This window comes from uncultured Vagococcus sp. (genome assembly GCF_963518325.1).
GTDB lineage: Bacteria > Bacillota > Bacilli > Lactobacillales > Vagococcaceae > Vagococcus_D.
Genome location: NZ_CAUQJB010000001.1, coordinates 85,321 through 104,649 on the forward strand (window position 1 = coordinate 85,321; position 19,329 = coordinate 104,649).

Sequence of the window (19,329 nt, forward strand, 5' to 3'; positions counted from 1 at the left end):
CTTTTTACCCTAGGCAAGATTCTGTTATTTTAGCTAAAAATCTGATACTATCGTGCTACACTAATTTTTGACCGTTTAAATGAGGTTTTACGCTAAAAACAGACAATTGTAAAGAACCTGGTGATACTCAATCATTATAAGGTGCTAATCGAATTGGGAATGGAGTAGCGATTATGAGAGTGACAGACATTGTTCTAATTTTTTGGCAAATTTTAATGCTAGGGTTATTACCCCATTCAATTGCCAATAAAAGAATCCGCATAAGTTTTACCCTCATTACCAGTAGTCTATTGTTATTGCACCTTGTCCTTGAAAACTATCACTGGCAAATGATTCCCACATATCTGAGTTTATTGCTAACTTTTTGGTTAATCATTCGCCCAACGGCTATTTCTGCCAACTTAACTCTCCTAAAGAAAATAAGTTTAATTTTTATAACTATTGTCATGATTGTGCCGGTCACTCTATTTCCAGTTGTTCAGTTCGACTCTCCCACAGGATCTTTTATCGTCGGCAAACGCTCGATTAGCTTCACTCACCTAGAAACTCAGGACCTTTCTTTTGATCATCTACCTCAGAGACAACTTAAGTTACAAATCTACTATCCAGCAACAGCAAAAACGAGTCAGATGGCTAGCTATCTTCCAAATTCCAATGATTTTCCGAGTGCGTTTGGTACTCGAGTGTTCCCTAATTTTCTTTTCTCCCATTATAAGTTAATTCATACAAATGCCTATACCGATGCCCCTTACTATGAGGGAACTAGTCAATTTCCTTTGTTAATTTTTTCAGGGGGTGGCCAGCAAAACACCTTTCAATTAGTTGAAATGGCCAGTCATGGCTTCATTATCATAGAGATCGATCACACAAGGAAGTCTCAAACGAGTGGAAAAAACCATCTGTTTCCAGTTGCTAGCCAAGGTAAATTAACTCCTTCGTCATGTCTAGATAAACGAGTCTCTCGTTGGGAAGCTGAAATTAAATTTGTTCTGGACAGTTTAAGTAGCAATAAACTTGCCTCAATCACATCAATCGCAGACCGTCATCGAATCGGAGTCATGGGCTATTCTGAGGGTGGCACAGCAGCCACTCAAGCTTTAATCCACGATTCACGTCTTAAGGCCGGTATTAATCTTGATGGCCCAATTTTAGATAATCAACAGGGAGTTGATTTCAGTAAACCTTATCTCTTGCTGAACGCCTCCTCTACAAGTACCGGTCCTTCCAAGCCAATAAACGTAACTAATTGGCTAAATGGCGAAGACAGTCTCGCAATAACTATACCTAACTCCAACCATTTAAGTTTCACCGACCTAGGAGCCGCTTCTTTCTTACTCAATCAACCAGGGGCTGACCCATTTGAACTCTATCGTGACATCAATCGATACTCTCTTAACTTTTTCACTAAACATTTGCAAAATGTTATTGTTTTTGACAATAAAAGGCCTGTCATTGCTTTTTCTGAATAAAAATATGGCTAGGACATTAGTCCCAGCCATATTTCAATTTCCACTTCATAATCCTCTAACCGATAATTGTTAGCTCTTTAGGATAACTATTCAAATTTTCATAACCATCTTCTGTCGCTACAATTAAATCTTCAATTCTTACACCAACTTCTCCCAAAATATAGATTCCAGGTTCTATTGAAAAAATCATGCCTGGTTCTACCAGATTATGATTAGCTGCCGAAACATCGCCAGCTTCATGACATTCAATCCCAATAAAATGACCTGTCCGATGGGTAAAATATTCCCCATAACCTTTTTCTGTAATATAATCACGGGCCGCAGCGTCAATATCACTGAATTTAACCCCTGGTTTAACCATGGCGATTGCTCTCTTATTAGCTTCCAATACTGTTTCATAAACGTCGCGGCTCTTATCAGAAACTGTTTTATAAAAAAAGGTACGAGTCATATCTGAATTATAACCATTTTTCACGCCACCGATATCCAGAATAATACTGTCTCCTTCTTTAACACGCGACTCATCATTCATATGGTGAGGATCTGCTCCATTTGGCCCATAAGCCACTATTGGATCAAATGCAAAACCAGAGTTACCTAAATCAGCATAAATCTCGGCTAATCGAGTGGTCATCTCTAACTCTGTTAACTTCTCAGGAATCAATTGTTTTAATCGATCAATTGCTACGTCGTTATCCTTTGATACGTCACGCATTAATTGAATTTCTTCTGGACTTTTCCGCGCTCTAACTAAGTCCGTAATCTCAGAACCAACCATAAAGTTAGTTGAGTTTGTTAACGTCATCAAACGCAATAAGAAATGTGCAGGCCAATTTTTATCAATCCCCATTACTTGCTCTTGGTCAATGTAATTCAGTAGCACTTTAACACCGTCATCAACGTCATCCACATAAACCAGATTCACACCAAGGTTTTCCGTAATGGGGAATAATTTATTCAAAACTAAGGTATGATCTCCGGATGCTTTCAAAACTAATACTAAAATCCTCTCACCAGGGTGGATCCACCGTCCAGTTAAATAGAAAATTGTAGTTGGATCAGAAATTAACAATTGAGGCACGTCTCGCTTTTTCATTTCAGTTAACACATTGTCTAAACGATCTTGAATCATTTAAAATTCCTCCTTGTTGGTATTATTTAAAGAGAGTTCTCTCTTATTGCCACGGCACGATTTTATAAGAAGCCTAACTGCCATTGCCCTACTTTCATTATATACTATATCAACTGATGGCAAAAGGCGAGGGACTAACTTAATCACGACGTTTGTGATTATTCTTAAACAAATTAATATTATCACAAGAAAACGTTTTTAAGTCCGTTAATAAAAAATTCTAATGGTTATATCAGAAATTAGCCTAACCTAACTTTTCCCATTTACATTGTTTTAGCTAACCTGTTACAATGAAATGGAGCATCCAGAAGATTCGTCACTTTCAACTGATTTTCCGACACTTTCAACTCCGTCTAAAATGATGTATGCTAAAAGTGAAATAGGTAACATGGCATTGCTCTATCACTGAAAACGAGGTTAAATGATGATTTATTTCGATAATGCAGCAACCACACTCAAAAAACCGAGAGAAGTAACCGAGGCAATGGTCAAAGCAGTGACCACCATGGGGAATTCTGGTAGAGGTGTTCACGAAAGCGCCTTAGACTCTTCGCGGATCATTTATCAAACGCGAAAACAATTGGCTGAACTCTTTTGCGTACCCGACCCTAAACAAATTGCGTTCACACTGAATGCCACCGACAGTTTAAATATGGCCATCCAAGGCTTATTAAAGCCTGGTGATCACGTGATTACAACTGTCATGGAACATAACTCAGTGCTGCGCCCTCTGTATCACTTAGAAAAACAAGGGGTTACCCTTTCATTTATTGCCACTAATTCACTGGGAGTCATCGATTATGAGCTTCTTTACAAGGCCATTCGACCTGATACCAAAGCGATAGTCATCACACATGCTTCTAATTTAACCGGCAATTTAGTTAATTTGACTAAAATCAGTCACATAGCTCAAGAAAAAAAATTGCTGGTAATTATCGACGCCTCACAAACAGCTGGCGTTATACCGATTGATGTTACGGACCTGCAGATTGATGCTTTGTGTTTCACCGGACATAAAAGTTTGTTAGGTCCACAAGGAACAGGTGGTATTTATCTGAAGGAAGGCCTCTCTATTCAACCTTTGAGATATGGTGGGACTGGCGTCGAGACTTACAACAAAGACCAACCTCAAAGCATGCCAACTCTACTTGAAGCGGGGACTCTTAATAGTCATGGCATCGCAGGTCTCAATGCCGCCTTAAGCTATATTGAGAAAACAGGTAGGCAAACCATCTATCAACTTGAGCAAGAGTTAATGATTCGCTTTTATAAGGGGATTAAACAATTACCCGGAATTAAGATATATGGAGATTTCAGCACCTTTAACCGCTGCCCCATTGTCTCATTAAACATTCGTGATTTAGATTCTTCTGATGTTAGTGATCAGCTCTATAGTGAATTCGATATCGCCACCCGTTCTGGTGGTCATTGTGCCCCCTTAATGCATCAAACACTAGGAACCATCAACCAAGGAGCTGTCAGATTTAGCTTTTCACATTACAATACAAATAAGGAGGTCGATGAGGCCATTCACGCCATTAACGTTATTTTATCCAAGTAATCAACGTTAATGGCGAAAGCCAGAATAACATAAATTGAATGCGGTTACCTGACGTACTTAATGCGTGTTCGAAATAGAATTAACAGCTATACCATCATAAACTATCACAGAGAGAAGGAATCAAAATGAACATCGTAACAGACTTACCGCTAATCTTTGATACATTTTCTGAGGCTCGCCAACAGGGTTTTTTAGCCGTTAAAGAGCTTAAGGAACAAGGAACGCCAGTCATTGGAGGTTACTGTACATTTTTACCAGAAGAATTGGCCATGGCAGCTGGTGCCTTACAAATCAGTCTTTGCTCCACATCTGACGAAACAATTAGTGCCGCAGAGGAAGATTTACCGCGAAATCTTTGTCCCCTAATAAAATCTAGCTATGGTTTTGGCAAAACAGACAAATGCCCTTACTTCTACTTCTCTGATTTAGTAGTTGGAGAAACAACTTGCGACGGCAAGAAAAAAATGTATGAATACATGGAAGATTTTAAACCTACTTACGTCATGCAACTTCCAAACAAAAAAGATACTACTGCTAGTTTAGCTTTATGGAAAGACGAAATTATTCGATATAAAGAAAAATTAGAAGATTTTTTGGATGTAACCATTACCGACGATCAGATTCAAGATGCGATTCACTTAAAAAATCGCGAACGGCAGGCACGAAAAAATTTTTATGGCTTAGGCAAATTAAACCCGCCAGCTTTATCTGGCACAGATATTTTCAAAGTCATGTATGGTGCTAACTTTACTTTAGATAAAGAAAAACTCATTCAATCCTTGAATGAAATGACGGCTCAAGTGACAGCCGATTATCAAGCTGGCAAGCGATTAGAACAAAAGCCTAGAATATTGATTACTGGTTGCCCAATTGGAGGCGTCACTGAAAAAGTCATTCGGGCAGTTGAAGAAAACGGCGCCGTGGCTGTGGCCTTTGAAAATTGTACCGTTGCTAAATCTGTGGAACGTCTAGTAGATGAAGAGATCGATGTCTATGATGCCTTAACCGAAAAATACATTAATATCGGTTGCGCCTGTATTTCCAATAACAATAATCGTGTGGAGTTATTAAACCAGATGATTGACGACTATCAGGTTGACGGTGTCCTCGATATGGTTTTACAAGCCTGTATTCCTTTTGCAGTTGAGTCAAATAAAATTCGTGAATTTTGTCAAGATAAGAAAGAAATCCCTTATATTTATCTAGAAACTGACTATTCTACTTCAGATATTGAGCAGATCAATACCCGCGTTACTGCCTTTATTGAAATGATTGGTGCCTGAAAATGAAAATAATCGGAATTGATAGTGGCTCAACTACTACTAAAGGAGTCCTCATCGAGAACGGTGTGTTGATCACAAAAAAGTTGATTAAGACGAAAGGCAATCCCAAAGGTGCCATGGTTGACATTCTGACTGATTTGAACTATTTGCCAGATCAGATGCTCCTGACTTCCACAGGTTACGGACGTCAACTCATTGAAGCGGATTACGTCATTACAGAAATTACGTGCCACGCTGAGGGTGTTCGACATCTTAGTCCCACAATCGAGCAAATGATTGATATTGGTGGACAGGATTGCAAAGCCATCAAGATGAACCCCTCAGGAAAAGTACTGGACTTTAATATGAACGACAAATGTGCTGCTGGAACGGGGCGGTTTATTGACGTGATGATGGGCATTCTTGGAGAAGATATTGAAAATATGGACACATTTGTTGACGGTGCTAACGCCATTAAAATCAACAGCATGTGCACCGTTTTTGCCGAATCAGAAGTTATCGGCTTGATCGCACAGGGCTCTGCCAGAGAAGATATTGCCTTAGGTGTCTTGCATTCAATCATCAGCCGCGTCAGCAGTCAATTTACTAAAATCAGACCAAAAGCGCAACAAGCTCTCTTTCTTTCAGGAGGCTTATCCCAAAGTTTGATTATTCGTGAACTATTGAGCGAATACACAGGCGTCCCTGTTCTCAGTCATCCCGACGCTCAATTCGCAGGCGCTATTGGTGCAGCTTATTTAGGAGTGGAACGCCATATTAAAGAAACTCACCTTGTTTAGCTCGTCATCATTTAAACACCAAAAGACCGTTTTCTTAAGGGTAACGGTCTTTTGGCTTTGTCATTCCTAAATCATCTTTTATTCTGCTTTTACTAACTCATCTTCCGTCATCCATAAATGATCTCTGATTAACGCTCCCCCTGTTGTTGGCTGGTAATCCACAACATAAGCCACCGTCTTTTTCGCACTGTCAACTGCCCCGTCTGCCCCCATCATTCCAGTCATATGATTTGCCTGAATATTAACACGGTTCCCAACTTTAGCTCCACGTGGTGTGACTTCTTCATCAACAACCCATTTGTGATTAGTGATTACTTCATCACTACCAGATAAAGGTCGGAAACTAACAGCATAAGCAATCGTATCAAAAGCCTCAACCACCTCACCCTTGGCCCCCTTCATTCCTTCCATATGATCGGCTTTCAAAATTACCTTAGTGTTGACGGGGAACATCGGTTTAGTCGCTTTTTTCATGGTGACAGGAATCACACTTTCATGGTTCATTTCCATTGATGAACTTTCAGTCTGCTGATTGCTACTCATTGACATCTTGCCATGATCCATGTCCCTTGCAGTCTCTTTCTCTGAAAGAGAACAAGCAGCTAAACTCATCGCAAAGCCAATTACCATTGCGGATAGTCCTATTTTTCTTTTCATTAGACCGCTCCCTTTACTTTTCCCTAATTGATCTCACTGACAATCGAAAATTTAGTTCCTTCCAAGGATTTAACTAACTCACTAACTTTTACAGGTTCTTCACTTAAAATTTCTACTGTTTTCTCTTTTAAATCAACCATTATCTCATCAACACCCGTTACAGTTTGAAAGTACTCTTTTACACGGCTAGCACATTTACCACAATTCATGCCTTTAATAATCATCTTTTTATTCATCTAATACACTCCTTAATAGTATCTATCTAATTTTATATACTTCCTGAAATAAGCAAGGATTTTATAACTAGTCTAAAGCCCCTTGCTTTAATGCCTACCTTATTCAATAGATTTAAGTCTTCGATATAAGTTAGTTGGACATAGGTCCTTATCTCATTCAATGCTTTTTTTCTAGGCAATCAAAATGCTAATCTGTTTCTTAGGCTAACAATTATCTCTTTTTTCAACTACCCGTCCCCTTCTTTCAACCATAAATTCCCCCTTATTGTATCTCTACCAATAAGTTTACATCTGTAAACTATTTTAATCAAGAAATACACTTGTGATAAGTAAAACAACCACTGAGTTAAAACCTCAGTGGTTGTTGATTAGCTTGCAGCGACTAATTTTTCTAATGTTTCGGCAATTTCTACTGTTTCAATAGCCTCATCAAACCGATTCGTATCTTGAAATACTAACCCTTTTAAAAGATATAAATCATCTAAGCGATAATAGCTTTTTTTCTCTTGACACCACAGGATTCCTCTTTCAATGTAAGAAAGTGCTTCTTCATAAGTCTTTAAATCAATGAACGCTGTAGCAATGTTATAAAAAACTTTACTCAAATCTACTGTCGATCGGGTAGCATTTTCTTGATAAAATTGACTGATACTCCGCTTCATAAATGATAGCCCCATTTCAAAGTTACCTTGCATATAATAAACGCGACCAATTTCGCTTAATAATAATACTTCTAAATCAGTTGCCGTTGACGTTTGACGGCTATATGTATAGTTTAAACCTTGTTGCAACGTATCAAGGGCTTTTGATGATTGATAATTAGCATAACTCAAGGCGCAGCCATGATAATAAGCAATTTCCTGTAACTCTAACTTTGTAGTAAAGGTGGATTCTTCTAATTGTTCAATCTCGTCAAGTGCTAAGATTAATTGCTCAAATTGTTTGGCGTGCTTGTACTGTTTGATTTTTTCCAACCAAGCATTGATCGGTGTTTTAGCGGCTTCTTCCCGATTCAACACGTAATGAACAGAGACATTTAACTTTTCGCAGATCTTTTGCATAACCAAAACATTGGGTACCACATCGTTGTTCTCAATTCGACTCAACATACCTTGTGAACAAATATTTTCTGCAAGTTCCCCTTGAGATAAAAAACGATTTGTTCGTAATTCCTTAATAACAGTTCCATAGGTTAATGAGTTATACATAATCATGCTCCTTTTCATTTTCATAGTTAATTTATCACTTCTTAAACAGTATACAAAGAAAATGAATGCGAATTGTCTCAATTTTTCAGTAAATAACATCATTTTTTGGCACCAGGCTTTTAAATTCACCTGAGACCCCCTTTTTATATCGATCTATTATTGGAACAAGACGACTGATATCACTATTAATTCAATCATCAAAAGAGGATATCTCAAAAGGATAAACGTTCTTTAATAAAAAAATAATACTCCAATGAACGGACGTCATTGGAGTATTATTAAGGGATATCTCAACCATGGGCTTCAACAGCAATAATATCCGTTGGCTGAATGTATAACATCACATTGTCAGGTAACTGAATTAAGTTGCCATCATTTAAAACATCCACATGGATAAGCTGTTGGTTCTTAGTATGTAAATGATAGCGAACTGTGTTACCAAGGACTTGCTTACTTTGGTAAGTAGCTGCTAAAGCAAAGCTGTCTGGCGTTGACACAAATTTAATTACTTCTGGTCGTACAAAATAACTCGTCTGTTTTTTTTCAATAAATGAGCCACTTAATTCATTGACATCCAGTTGATTATAGTCTCCTATAAACTCTGCTACAAATTGATTATCAGGTTGGGTGTATAGCTCATGGGGCGTGGAGACTTGGGCTAGCTCACCAGCCGATAAGATATGAATCCGATCACTAATCCGCATGGCCTCTTCCTGATCATGAGTCACAAATATCATCGTAATCCCTAATTCTTGTTGAATTCGTCGAACCTCATTTTGCAATTGTTTGCGAATTCGGGCATCAAGGGCACTTAATGGTTCATCTAATAATAGTAGTTTCGGTTCAATAATTAGAGCACGAGCTAGTGCAACTCGTTGTTGCTGACCACCTGACAAACTAGTCACAACCTGACCATGAAAATCAGTTAGCTCAACTAATTGCAACATTTGCCGAACTCGTTCGTTTATTTCTTTTTTGTCAATTTTTTTTACTCGCAATCCAAAGGCTATATTTTCGTAAACCGTCATATTCGGAAACAGTGCATAGGACTGAAAGACCATCCCTATTTGACGCTCTCTGGCTGCTTTGCTCTGAATTTCTTGACCATCCAAAAAAATCTTGCCTTTAGTCGGCTCTTCTAAACCCGCTATCGTTCGCAATAAGGTTGATTTACCACACCCACTCGGTCCTAACAAGGTGACCAGCTCCCCCTTTTCAATTGCCAGTGATACGCCTTTTAATACCTCTGTTTGACCAAAAGAAACATTCATATTCTCGACTTCCAAATAGGCCATTAAATCCCCTCCTCTTTTAATAATTGACCCGTGCTCGTTTCAATTTGCTTGTCTCTTTTTTTCAGTGGCTTAAGCTGTTGACGTTGCCGATGAGACAAGTGATTGATTAGCAATCCAATCAGCATGATACAAATAAAATAAAAAACCATCACAGCACTTGCCAAATGACCATTTTCATTCATTCGACGAAGCATGTAAATCCTCAAGGTTTCAAAACGCCCACCAATCAGTAAATTAGTTAAGACGTATTCACCAAACAATCCTGAAAAAATCATCACGCTTGATAAGACCACACCAATTCGAATGTTCGGTAAGATTACCTGCTTGATAATCGTGAATCCACTGGCGCCTAATGTTTGGCCCGCTTCCATTAGCTCTTTCGTATTAATCGCTAATAAACTGTTGCGTATTCCTAGATACATAATTGGCAAAGCGCTAATAAATAACGCACCGCCCAAAACAATTAACATAGAAACCTCTAATTTTGAGTAAGTTTTTAGTAAGGCCGTCACTAATATAACTCCTGGTATAGCATATGGCATTAAAGACATGCCTTGCATATAGTTGTCTAATTTAGGGAAGTTCAACACGATTACCAAAACACTGGGAATCAGCACTACCAATACAACCGCTAAAACAATTAAAGCTAAAAACGCTGAACGAAGCACTGCCAACCCAAAATCAGCGTCTTGAAATAAGGTTTGAAACCAATAGAAAGTCCACCCCTTTGGGAGAATTGTTTTCCCCCATTCACGACTGAGGGCATAGACAGCAGTCATTATAAAGGGCGACAAATAAAAGAGACCAAACAAACTTAGCACTAGTTTGGACGCATAAATTTTTTGCTTCATTTTTTAAGCGACCTCCTTACGAACTTGTTTCATGACTTTTTGAGAAAGCCCAATGACAACAATCATGCTCAAAGCAAATAGAACAGCCAAAGCACTGCCTACATTTGGTTTTGCGTAAACATCTCCGGCTACTAAAGCCGAAATCCTAGTTGTTACCAAGTTAATGTTGCTACCAACCAGAGCATAGGCTGTTTCATAGGTTCCCATGCCGTTCACAAACAAAATAATAAAGGTTCCTGTTAAACTCGGAGCCATGAAAGGCATAACCACTCGTCGCCAATAATAAAAAGAACTGGCTCCAAATAGCTCAGCACTCTCTTGCCATTCTCTTTTCACTTTTTTTATAACGGGATAAAGAAATAGAGTCGCAAGAGGAATTTGAAAGTAGACATAGGTCAGGACTAATCCCTTCCATGAATACAAATCAAATTCAGCAAAAATCGGTAATAACAATTTTAACACACCAGCATTTCCTAGCATAATGATAAATCCAAAGGCTAAAGGCACGCCTGCAAAGTTGGCAGCTAAGTTAGAAAAAAGCGTCAACCGTTCTTGTGCCCGTTTGGGTAAGGCTAATAAAGCCTGGCAAAAAATTAAAGCTCCCAACAATCCAACAATGCTTGAGACAAAGGCAATCAGGCTGCTATTGGCAAAACTTTGATAGTAATAAGGATTTGTTAAACTTTGCCTGTAATTAGCCAGTGTCCATTGGTTACTGCCATCTAATTGAAAACTTGAAACCACCATGTAAAACAAGGGAATCACTAAGAACATCCCTAAGATTAGCCCTAGAGGAACTAACCAATAAATTGTGACTCGCGACTTCATGAATTCACCTGATCCATTCCCAACAACTGACAAACAAGGGGCATAACTGCCAGTTGTGACAACTCTCTTTCTACCGTCAGGAAATCACCTAAGTAAAACAAAGGGACTTCCCGATGGTCATTAAGGCTACCTCCATGCAAGCCAAATTGATCCATACCGTGATCCGCTGTCACAATAATCTGATAGCCGAGTTTTTGCCAAACAGGAATAAAATAACCTAATATAATATCCGCGTAATTTACAGCAGTCATATATTCTTTTGAATTCGCTGTGTATTTATGTCCAACGTCATCGATGTTCATAGAATGAACCACCATAAAATCAGGTTGATGGTCATTCACCAAGGCATTAGCATCTGCAAAGACATGGCTGTCGGGATAATGATCCTCACTATAGAAAATACCATGTTGAATCAACTTCTCCCGATCGTGTTGAATCCGATCCGTCATGATATTGTAAGGAGCCTGATTGTATAATTCACTTAACCAATAATAACCAGCAACTGCTGTTGTTCCCCCTGCCTTCTTAACCAAATCAAAAATAGACAACTCTTTAGAACGTTGGACCGCTAAATTAGTATAAATCTGATTCTGATGCATCGGAGTCCCTGTCATCAAGACCTCATAAAGAGGTCTTGAATTACTGGGCATCTCCGCAATCACTTTAGTTAATTGGGCTTTTTGATGAGTCACCAAACTATTAAGAAACCCCATCTGTCCCACTGCCGTGTCATAACGACAGCCATCTAAAATAACCATAATAACTTTATTTTTTAACATTCACTAACACCTCACTTTGCCACTTTTCAGGCAGTTCAACGGCTGTTTGATCCCAGGTTTCATTCGATTTAACTGGTTGGGCAGACTTGTATTCTGTCTCATTTAATAACTTTTCTGCTACTTCAGCCGGTAATTTAACATTTTCTCGTATTGGTCGAGCATACCCTTTTGCTAAATTAATTTGACCTTTATCAGATAAAATATACTCACGCGTCAATTTTGCCGCATTTGGATGGGGGGCATTTTTATTAATTAAGGTTGTATAACCACTAATCACAGAGCCATCAGAAGGGATGGTGACTTTAAACCGTTCACTATCAATTTGATCCCGATAGTTCAACGCATTAAAATCCCATAAAACCGTCACATCGATTTCTCCTTTTTCAATATTAGCAAGAGAAGCGTCTACTGCGGATAATCTGCCAGCCTTTGCGATTTCTTTAAAATAATCCAAGCCCGGTTGAATATTCCCTTCATCGCCACCTTTGGCAATAGCGGCAGCCAAGACAGCGAACTGGGCTTGATTAGCTTTGGTCACATCACCCACTGCCACTTGATAATCGCCTTTGGCCAACTCTTCCCAACTTGTGGGCGCCTCTTTCACATTATCGATATCAGTCATAAAAGCAATAGTTCCAGTGTAACTTAGCAGCCAATGCCCATCCTTATCTTTGGCCCATTCTGGAATATCATTCCAGTAACTCGTTTTGTATGGTAAAGTCAAATTCTTACTAACAGCTAATGGACCAAAACTAATCCCAACATCACCGATATCGGCGGTCCCATTTTTACCTTCTGACTCGAATTTAGCTAACTCTTCTGCACTGGACATATCTGTATCTTTATGTTTAAGGCCAAATTCGTTATTCAGGTCTTCCCATGTACCTACCCAATTAGCCCACGTATCAGGCATTCCGACACTGGCTACTTCGCCCTCTTCTTTCGCTTTATCTGTCATCGTTTCAAGGGTCTCTGGTGTTTCACTCTTTTTTTCTGCTTCTGCTGTTTTTTCACTCGAACAACCAGCTAGGGTTGCAACAGCTGCTACACTTAATAAACTTCCAACCAATACCTTCTTAAAACTTTTCATCTCTTCACCTCATCAGTTAGTATGTTACAAATTGATTGTAAAAGATGAATGTAAAGACCGCGTAAATTATCAGTAAACAACAGGTTTTTTTTAGGTAAATATTCTATCTTCACAAAAATGAGCACTTAAAATGACTCATAATCGATGCTAAATACTCATAAATAAAAAAACGCCTGACAGATTGTCAGGTCGTTATAAAACTTAAACTAAACTGTAATAGGAGTCTTTAATCCGTTGAAATAGCATGGTGTAAGGTTTAATCCCGGTATAATCTTCGATTGCTTGATCCAACCCGTCACGAAGGATTGCTGCTTGTAATTGACGAGCCTCTTCATCTTCTGGATCATTGAATTTCAATGCCGCTGCAATGGCATGAGAAAGTGCTTTTGGTGTTTCATTAAACGCCTCTACAAATTGGCGGGCTGGCTGAACAAACCGGTCGTTCTCGCCTATTTTGCGAATCGGCGAACGACCTACACGGGTAACATAATCGGAGATAAAAGGATTTTTAAAGCGTTCAATAATTTTATCAATATAGGATTGATGTTCTTCATGGGAAAAATCAAATTTTTTCTCTAAAAGAGCGCCGGTTTCCTCCAAAGCACTTCTCACTGCGAACAAAATTCGTTCATTATGGATAGCATCTTCAATTGAAGATATCTCTTTCATATAGCCCAGATAAGCTGTCACGGCATGCCCTGTATTAACAGTGAACAACTTCCGCTCAATATAAGGAGTTAAATCCGATACGGTTAACATTCCCTCTATGTGAGGCAATTGAGCCCCCGGTGTTTCCACCACCCACTCGCAAAAAGGTTCCACCATTACTGTTAATTTATCTTGATGAGACTGATTTGGCACAATTCGATCAACTGCTGCATTAGGGAACGTCACATAAGATTCCGCATAACTTTTGGCCTGGACTGATAAAAGAGGCATAATGGCCTCTTGCAATATACTTGAGCCGCCAATCATATTCTCGCAGGCAATAATCGTTAAGGGCTGATTGGAAGAAGCACGTTCTTCAATCCCTTTAGCCAAGGCTCCTGCTAACAAAGGTAAGACGGTCGGGCCTACTGCTGTGGTGATTATAGATGCCTGCCCAATAGTCGCAACCAAAGCCTCTTCTTCTTTACTGGAATGAAGAGCCCTGACTCCCTCCACCCAAAAAGTGTCTTGCTCTTCATTGGCCAAAATAACTTGATAGCGTCCTTTATCGTTGATCTCATTGACAAGTTCATCATTGACATCAGCAAAGACAACTTGGTAACCCGATTGAACTAACAGCCAGCCGATAAAGCCACGGCCGATATTCCCAGCACCAAAATGAACGGCTATTTTCTTAGACATTTTCTTCCACTCCTTCAAATAGGGCGATAATTTCAGCTTGAGAAGTCGCATTAACCATTGTTTCAACGTTGGTGATCTCGGAACACACAATCGCTATCTTGGACAATAACTCCAAATGTTGACCATCAGCCCCAGCAATACCAATTAGTAGTTTCACTTCATTGCCATCAAAACTAACACCTGACGGGACCTGTAGTACCACTAACCCAGACTCATTAATAAACTGTTGTGAGCCGTCTGTGCCATGTGGAATTGCCACCATATTGCCTATAAAGGTCGATGTCAGTTGATCTCTCTCATGCATGGTAGTAATGTAATCCGATTGGATAAAGCCACGTTCAAGTAATGCTTGTCCGGTTGCTTCAATGGCCTCTTTCTTCGTGTTAAATTGTTGGTTCAATAAAATAGCGTCTGTTTGTAAATGTTCCACATTAATTCCTCCTAAATTTGACTCATTTGTTCATTCTTTATGTATAGTTGTTAGCAAAAGCCAACAATCTCTCGACAATAAATTGCGTGATTTGACGAGTATCACCTGATTGTAGTCGTTCCGTGGTTGATTCACTTTCAATTAACAGAGAACTGATCTGACTCATTAACTCTAATCCTTGCTGTTCTAACTTTTCAGGCGCAAGCAACAAGACAATCGTTGAGACCCTGACCTCACCCCCACCCATGGCAGGCATTACGATCGAATGTGCCAAAGGAAACAGTTGAAAAATCGGTTGAATAATACTAGCATTCCGAGCATGAAATAGGGCTAATTGGGTATCTGAAATGCCAAATCCGCTCCATTTTTCTCTGACTAAGAGACTTTGCAACAACCCTTCCACGTCCAACCCACCATCTCGCTCCAGTAAGGTCGTACAAATGGCTCGTAGCGTGTCTTCAATTGTGGTCAAGGTATTATCAATGGGGACTACTTGAAAATGATTCAGTAACGTCACTACCGTCCCAGTGTATAGTTGACGGTTTTCCAATAAGTGAATCGCTTCTAATTTGGTTAGTTGCTGTTCCTTTTCCTCACGATTTTGCTTACGTCGATACTGGGAACGTTTGTTTTGAAGATAGACTTCAATTTGAGATATTTCCCGTTCACTTAAAATAGGCGTGACATGGAAATAGTCATAAGAAACCTCTCCTAAGTCAATTGTTGAAACAATCAAGTCATAAGAAGAATGACCTAGCTCTTTTGATAATTCAAATAACGAAATCGTTTTCAGTGTGTTTAATTGAGGAATCGCTTGTTTCAAACGGGTCACCAACATCCTCGAGGTACCGATTCCACTGGCACAAACAACTAAGGCCGAAAGTGCCACTTGTTCTTCTTGCTGTAGTAAAGCCGCCCCAAAATGTAGAACCAAATAGCCGATTTCTTCTTCTGGAACCGTCTGATAGCGATAGATATCTTTCATACTCTCTTGGACAATACTAAAAAGCTCTTCATAGTCACGCTTAATGGATTGAATAAGTGGGTTTGTAATACTCATTTCAGCATTTAAGCGTCGCAACGCAGGTCGCAGATGAGCTGTTAAGCTTTTTAGTAAGGAGTCCGAGGCTAAAGAACTACCTGTCTTTTCACTTACTTTTGCAATTAGCTGTGTCGCAATCGTCACGGCCTGAACTTGTTCATTACTATTGAACTCACCCACATAGTTTTGTGCCTTTGCACCGCGTAAGTGCATCGTCACAAACTCGACTTCTCCCAAAGGTAATTCCTCTATGGTCAATGACAAACTGGTCGTTAATAATTCTTGAGCAAACTGAAACTCTGGGTAGTTGACCACTTCAGGATTAACCAATTCTTCCTTCATTGCATTTCCGTCCGTGATACGCTGAACAGATATCGCCACATGAATAACTAAGTTAATGTATGACTCATCGGTAATATCGTAAGACATACTATCACGAATATTGCGCAGACTCTGTTCTACCCGTTCAATATGAACTTGTTGAGTAATATAGTTCAACCGATCTTCAGTGAAATCATCGGCAAATTGATTAAACAAAACTCTCATAAATTGTTGTTTAGGGTATTTTTTCCAAAAAAGATCGCTTAGCATGCCACGTTTTTCCATCTCACTAGCATTCAAGCTGATACCCATGCCTTTTTTTCGACTAATCAATGTCGGATTCAAATAATCCTCTTCAATTTTGGTTAAATCATTGCTGATTGTCGAGACTGTCACACTTAGATCGTTTGCCAATCCAATGAGCTTAAGGGTACCATCCGATTTAAGTAATTCTTTTAAGATATACTGTTGTCGCTCCTCTGGTGAAAAATCGTTGTAGGTCAAGTCTAATAATTGCCACTTGAATCGCTGTTTTGCTTCTTCGGAGCCCTGAACAGATAGGTAATGTTTTTCTTTCGTTAACTTTAGATCAAAGGTTGCCAACGTTGCCTTGACTTCCTTTAAATCCCGTCTAATAGTCCGCTCACTTACTTCAAATTCTTCTGCTATATCTGACAGATGCAGAGGCTGTGGCGTCATCATCAGTTGCTCTAATAGTAATCTTGGACGAGCGCTCAAATACATATCTGTTCAGACCTCCTTTATACTTTATAAGGCTTATTTATACCCCTTGAATACTCACTAATTTATCTACAAGGGCATCGTATTGATCACTATTCAGAAAGTTATCAACTGAGACGTGATAAGCATTGGGTAATTTTTCTTTTGCCCGATCCGTTAAATCTTTGTGAGTCACAATAATATCTGCGTCTGCAGGTAATTGCGAAATTGCCGTATTAACAACTGTCAAACCTAACCCAGCATTTTTCACTTTATTTCGTAAAACCGAGGCTCCCATGGCACTTGAGCCCATGCCTGCATCACAAGCAAAGACAATTTTTTGAGCTAAAGTCAAGTCGCCCTTATTCGATAGAGCACTGGCAACATCAGTTGGCGCCATTGTTTTTTTCCCCTTAAGCGAAGATGCTTGATCAGCTGCTGCTTCTAATGATGTAGCGGGTTCTTTAGATGTTCTTAAAATCAATACCGAGACGACAAAGGAGACCGCAGTAGCCCCAATAATCCCGGCTAATAACCCTAGATAATTCCCTCTTGGCGCCATTGCCAAAATAGCGAAAATGCTACCTGGTGATGCTGGTGCAACTAACCCAACATTAAACAGTGAAAACGTAAAGATTCCTGTCATGCCACCAGCTATAGCAGATAATAATAAGGCTGGTTTCATCAAAATATAAGGGAAGTAAATCTCGTGAATCCCTCCAAAAAAGTGAATAATAATCGCACCAGGGGCCGTTTGCTTAGCCGACCCTTTGCCAAATAATGAATAGGCTAATAAAATACCCAAACCTGGCCCAGGGTTTGCTTCTACTAAGAATAAAATCGACTTGCCAACTTCGGTGGCCTGCTCAATGGCAATCGGTCCAATAACACCGTGATTAATGGCGTTATTCAAAAATAACACCTTCGCTGGTTCGACAAAAATACTAACCAAAGGTAACAGTGAGTGGTCCACTAAAAAAGCTACCCCAGTTGCCAGAAAACCGTTTAATGCTTCAACTGCTGGCCCAATTGCCCAAAAGGAAAGGATGGCTAAAATAGCACTCAAAATCCCAGCTGAAAAATTATTAACCAACATTTCAAAACCAGCAGGTACTTTACCGTCAATCGCTTCATCGAATTTTTTCATTAACCAAGCTCCCAAGGGGCCGACCATCATTGCACCCAAGAACATCGGAATATCCGTCCCAACAATAACCCCCATAGTAACCATTGCGCCAACAACGCCACCGCGCTTATCATAAATCAAACTACCACCAGTGAAACCAATCAATATCGGTAACAAATACTTGATAGTTGGATCAACCATTGACCCTAAAGCTTCATTCGGCGCCCACCCTGTAGGAATAAAGAGGGCTGTAATAATCCCCCAGGCAATAAAAGCACCAATATTCGGCATGATCATGCCACTTAAAAAACTACCAAACTGCTGAATCTTTACTTTAGCTCCAGACTTTTTCTCCATTTATCTTTCCTCCTGAATCTTGATTCTTGATTATATCAAGAACAAGCTTGTTTACCTGATTATCGAATAACCGAATTTACTCTTTGTGAAGGATTGATTTGCGCAAATCAATGTATCAGGACAACCTCTTGTTGTCATCCTTATTGTAATCTGTTTGTAAGCGGAAACTCAACCATTTGAAAATACATCTTTGTCCATAATAGTTGGACAAACATTTTGAATTGACTTTCCTTTATTGTAAGTCAGAACACTTAACAAAAAAACGGTTTATGAACGCAATCAAACAGTCATTCAACAACAATCAATTAGCTGGACGCGAACTGACGTTCTTGTTATAATGAGTGTTAAAGATGAAAGGAATGATTATCTAATGTCTCAACGTATTGATTATTACAAAGTTGCTTCTAATGGCTTAAAACCATTGTTGGCAATGGAAAGCTATTTAGGAGAACAGACCACTCTGGACCCCTTATTAAAAGAACTTATTAAAATCAGAGTCTCACAAATTAACGGCTGCGCTTATTGCTTAAACATGCATACAACTGATACACGTAAACTCGGTGAAACTGAACAACGAATTAACTGTGTTAGTGCCTTTGAGGAATGTGGTTTTTATTCAGATCAAGAAAAAAGTGCTTTACGTCTTGCTGAAAAAATGACGTTGATTTCTGACAATCATATTTCCAATGAGCTTTATGACGACCTTCGCACTTATTTTGATGAAAAAGAATACTGTGACTTAGTTTTAACAATCAGTCAAATTAACTCGTGGAACCGGATTGCTATTTCTATGGGAACCACTATCTAAACAAAAA

The 19,329-nt window shown here is 39.2% G+C and carries 18 protein-coding genes; 5 read left to right on the plus strand and 13 right to left on the minus strand.

Annotated elements, in window-relative coordinates:
- Positions 1 to 173: 173 nt before the first annotated feature.
- Positions 174 to 1,469 (plus strand): hypothetical protein, encoded by a 1,296-nt coding sequence (locus RWN13_RS00380; protein WP_314059345.1) that lies wholly within the window; start codon positions 174 to 176, stop codon positions 1,467 to 1,469.
- 55 nt (positions 1,470 to 1,524) lie between these two features.
- Here the strand turns inward: RWN13_RS00380 and RWN13_RS00385 are convergent, their stop codons facing one another.
- Positions 1,525 to 2,601 carry an aminopeptidase P family protein gene (locus RWN13_RS00385; RefSeq protein WP_314059347.1) on the minus strand — a complete coding sequence of 359 codons (1,077 nt, stop codon included), beginning with the start codon at positions 2,599 to 2,601 and terminating at the stop codon, positions 1,525 to 1,527.
- Positions 2,602 to 3,022: 421 nt separating this feature from the next.
- Between RWN13_RS00385 and RWN13_RS00390 the strand changes: the two genes are divergently transcribed.
- The 3 genes from RWN13_RS00390 to RWN13_RS00400 all read left to right on the plus strand — a co-directional run bounded on the left by RWN13_RS00390 (position 3,023) and on the right by RWN13_RS00400 (position 6,224).
- On the plus strand, positions 3,023 to 4,162 hold the full coding sequence (locus RWN13_RS00390; protein ID WP_314059348.1) for an aminotransferase class V-fold PLP-dependent enzyme: 1,140 nt from the start codon (positions 3,023 to 3,025) through the stop codon (positions 4,160 to 4,162).
- A 125-nt stretch (positions 4,163 to 4,287) separates the two neighbouring features.
- Entirely contained in the window at positions 4,288 to 5,445 is a 1,158-nt protein-coding gene (locus RWN13_RS00395; protein WP_314059350.1) for a double-cubane-cluster-containing anaerobic reductase, read from the plus strand.
- A 2-nt stretch (positions 5,446 to 5,447) separates the two neighbouring features.
- Positions 5,448 to 6,224, plus strand: a complete 777-nt coding sequence (locus RWN13_RS00400) for an acyl-CoA dehydratase activase (RefSeq protein WP_314059352.1) — start codon at positions 5,448 to 5,450, stop codon at positions 6,222 to 6,224.
- A gap of 78 nt (positions 6,225 to 6,302) precedes the next feature.
- Here the strand turns inward: RWN13_RS00400 and RWN13_RS00405 are convergent, their stop codons facing one another.
- The 12 genes from RWN13_RS00405 to RWN13_RS00460 all read right to left on the minus strand — a co-directional run bounded on the left by RWN13_RS00405 (position 6,303) and on the right by RWN13_RS00460 (position 18,514).
- Entirely contained in the window at positions 6,303 to 6,881 is a 579-nt protein-coding gene (locus RWN13_RS00405; RefSeq protein ID WP_314059355.1) for a YdhK family protein, read from the minus strand.
- A 23-nt stretch (positions 6,882 to 6,904) separates the two neighbouring features.
- Positions 6,905 to 7,117, minus strand: a complete 213-nt coding sequence (locus RWN13_RS00410; protein ID WP_314059358.1) for a heavy-metal-associated domain-containing protein — start codon at positions 7,115 to 7,117, stop codon at positions 6,905 to 6,907.
- A 368-nt stretch (positions 7,118 to 7,485) separates the two neighbouring features.
- Complete coding sequence (locus RWN13_RS00415; RefSeq protein ID WP_314059360.1) at positions 7,486 to 8,325, minus strand: helix-turn-helix transcriptional regulator; 840 nt, start codon at positions 8,323 to 8,325, stop codon at positions 7,486 to 7,488.
- Positions 8,326 to 8,615: 290 nt separating this feature from the next.
- A complete protein-coding gene (locus RWN13_RS00420) occupies positions 8,616 to 9,620 on the minus strand; it encodes an ABC transporter ATP-binding protein (protein WP_314059362.1) in 1,005 nt (334 codons plus the stop codon).
- Positions 9,620 to 10,471, minus strand: coding sequence for an ABC transporter permease subunit (locus RWN13_RS00425; RefSeq protein ID WP_314059363.1), 852 nt, complete (start codon positions 10,469 to 10,471; stop codon positions 9,620 to 9,622). The genes RWN13_RS00420 and RWN13_RS00425 overlap by 1 nt, the downstream gene beginning before the upstream one ends.
- A gap of 3 nt (positions 10,472 to 10,474) precedes the next feature.
- On the minus strand, positions 10,475 to 11,299 hold the full coding sequence (locus RWN13_RS00430; RefSeq protein ID WP_314059366.1) for an ABC transporter permease: 825 nt from the start codon (positions 11,297 to 11,299) through the stop codon (positions 10,475 to 10,477).
- Complete coding sequence (locus RWN13_RS00435; protein ID WP_314059367.1) at positions 11,296 to 12,078, minus strand: alkaline phosphatase family protein; 783 nt, start codon at positions 12,076 to 12,078, stop codon at positions 11,296 to 11,298. Before RWN13_RS00435 ends, RWN13_RS00430 begins: the two co-directional genes overlap by 4 nt.
- Positions 12,065 to 13,168, minus strand: a complete 1,104-nt coding sequence (locus RWN13_RS00440) for an extracellular solute-binding protein (protein ID WP_314059369.1) — start codon at positions 13,166 to 13,168, stop codon at positions 12,065 to 12,067. Before RWN13_RS00440 ends, RWN13_RS00435 begins: the two co-directional genes overlap by 14 nt.
- Positions 13,169 to 13,369: 201 nt before the next feature.
- Positions 13,370 to 14,518 (minus strand): mannitol-1-phosphate 5-dehydrogenase, encoded by a 1,149-nt coding sequence (locus tag RWN13_RS00445; protein WP_314059371.1) that lies wholly within the window; start codon positions 14,516 to 14,518, stop codon positions 13,370 to 13,372.
- The gene (locus RWN13_RS00450) at positions 14,511 to 14,948 is read right to left on the minus strand and encodes a PTS sugar transporter subunit IIA (RefSeq protein WP_314059373.1); all 438 of its coding nucleotides are present in this window, start codon (positions 14,946 to 14,948) and stop codon (positions 14,511 to 14,513) included. The genes RWN13_RS00445 and RWN13_RS00450 overlap by 8 nt, the downstream gene beginning before the upstream one ends.
- 37 nt (positions 14,949 to 14,985) lie before the next feature.
- Positions 14,986 to 17,055, minus strand: a complete 2,070-nt coding sequence (locus RWN13_RS00455; protein WP_314059374.1) for a BglG family transcription antiterminator — start codon at positions 17,053 to 17,055, stop codon at positions 14,986 to 14,988.
- 37 nt (positions 17,056 to 17,092) lie between these two features.
- Positions 17,093 to 18,514: a PTS mannitol transporter subunit IICBA gene (locus tag RWN13_RS00460; RefSeq protein ID WP_314059375.1), complete on the minus strand. Its 1,422-nt coding sequence runs from the start codon at positions 18,512 to 18,514 to the stop codon at positions 17,093 to 17,095.
- Between the two features lie 370 nt (positions 18,515 to 18,884).
- On the opposite strand from RWN13_RS00460, the gene RWN13_RS00465 reads away from it, so the two are divergent.
- Complete coding sequence (locus RWN13_RS00465; RefSeq protein ID WP_314059378.1) at positions 18,885 to 19,322, plus strand: carboxymuconolactone decarboxylase family protein; 438 nt, start codon at positions 18,885 to 18,887, stop codon at positions 19,320 to 19,322.
- Positions 19,323 to 19,329: the final 7 nt, after the last annotated feature.

Bases quoted from the DNA above. Each gene is read 5' to 3' on its own strand.
- RWN13_RS00380 (WP_314059345.1), top strand. From the start codon at position 174: ATGAGAGTGACAGACATTGTTCTAATTTTTTGGCAAATTTTAATGCTA.
- RWN13_RS00385 (WP_314059347.1), bottom strand. From the start codon at position 2,601: ATGATTCAAGATCGTTTAGACAATGTGTTAACTGAAATGAAAAAGCGA.
- RWN13_RS00390 (WP_314059348.1), top strand. From the start codon at position 3,023: ATGATGATTTATTTCGATAATGCAGCAACCACACTCAAAAAACCGAGA.
- RWN13_RS00395 (WP_314059350.1), top strand. From the start codon at position 4,288: ATGAACATCGTAACAGACTTACCGCTAATCTTTGATACATTTTCTGAG.
- RWN13_RS00400 (WP_314059352.1), top strand. From the start codon at position 5,448: ATGAAAATAATCGGAATTGATAGTGGCTCAACTACTACTAAAGGAGTC.
- RWN13_RS00405 (WP_314059355.1), bottom strand. From the start codon at position 6,881: ATGAAAAGAAAAATAGGACTATCCGCAATGGTAATTGGCTTTGCGATG.
- RWN13_RS00410 (WP_314059358.1), bottom strand. From the start codon at position 7,117: ATGAATAAAAAGATGATTATTAAAGGCATGAATTGTGGTAAATGTGCT.
- RWN13_RS00415 (WP_314059360.1), bottom strand. From the start codon at position 8,325: ATGTATAACTCATTAACCTATGGAACTGTTATTAAGGAATTACGAACA.
- RWN13_RS00420 (WP_314059362.1), bottom strand. From the start codon at position 9,620: ATGGCCTATTTGGAAGTCGAGAATATGAATGTTTCTTTTGGTCAAACA.
- RWN13_RS00425 (WP_314059363.1), bottom strand. From the start codon at position 10,471: ATGAAGCAAAAAATTTATGCGTCCAAACTAGTGCTAAGTTTGTTTGGT.
- RWN13_RS00430 (WP_314059366.1), bottom strand. From the start codon at position 11,299: ATGAAGTCGCGAGTCACAATTTATTGGTTAGTTCCTCTAGGGCTAATC.
- RWN13_RS00435 (WP_314059367.1), bottom strand. From the start codon at position 12,078: ATGTTAAAAAATAAAGTTATTATGGTTATTTTAGATGGCTGTCGTTAT.
- RWN13_RS00440 (WP_314059369.1), bottom strand. From the start codon at position 13,168: ATGAAAAGTTTTAAGAAGGTATTGGTTGGAAGTTTATTAAGTGTAGCA.
- RWN13_RS00445 (WP_314059371.1), bottom strand. From the start codon at position 14,518: ATGTCTAAGAAAATAGCCGTTCATTTTGGTGCTGGGAATATCGGCCGT.
- RWN13_RS00455 (WP_314059374.1), bottom strand. From the start codon at position 17,055: ATGTATTTGAGCGCTCGTCCAAGATTACTATTAGAGCAACTGATGATG.
- RWN13_RS00460 (WP_314059375.1), bottom strand. From the start codon at position 18,514: ATGGAGAAAAAGTCTGGAGCTAAAGTAAAGATTCAGCAGTTTGGTAGT.
- RWN13_RS00465 (WP_314059378.1), top strand. From the start codon at position 18,885: ATGTCTCAACGTATTGATTATTACAAAGTTGCTTCTAATGGCTTAAAA.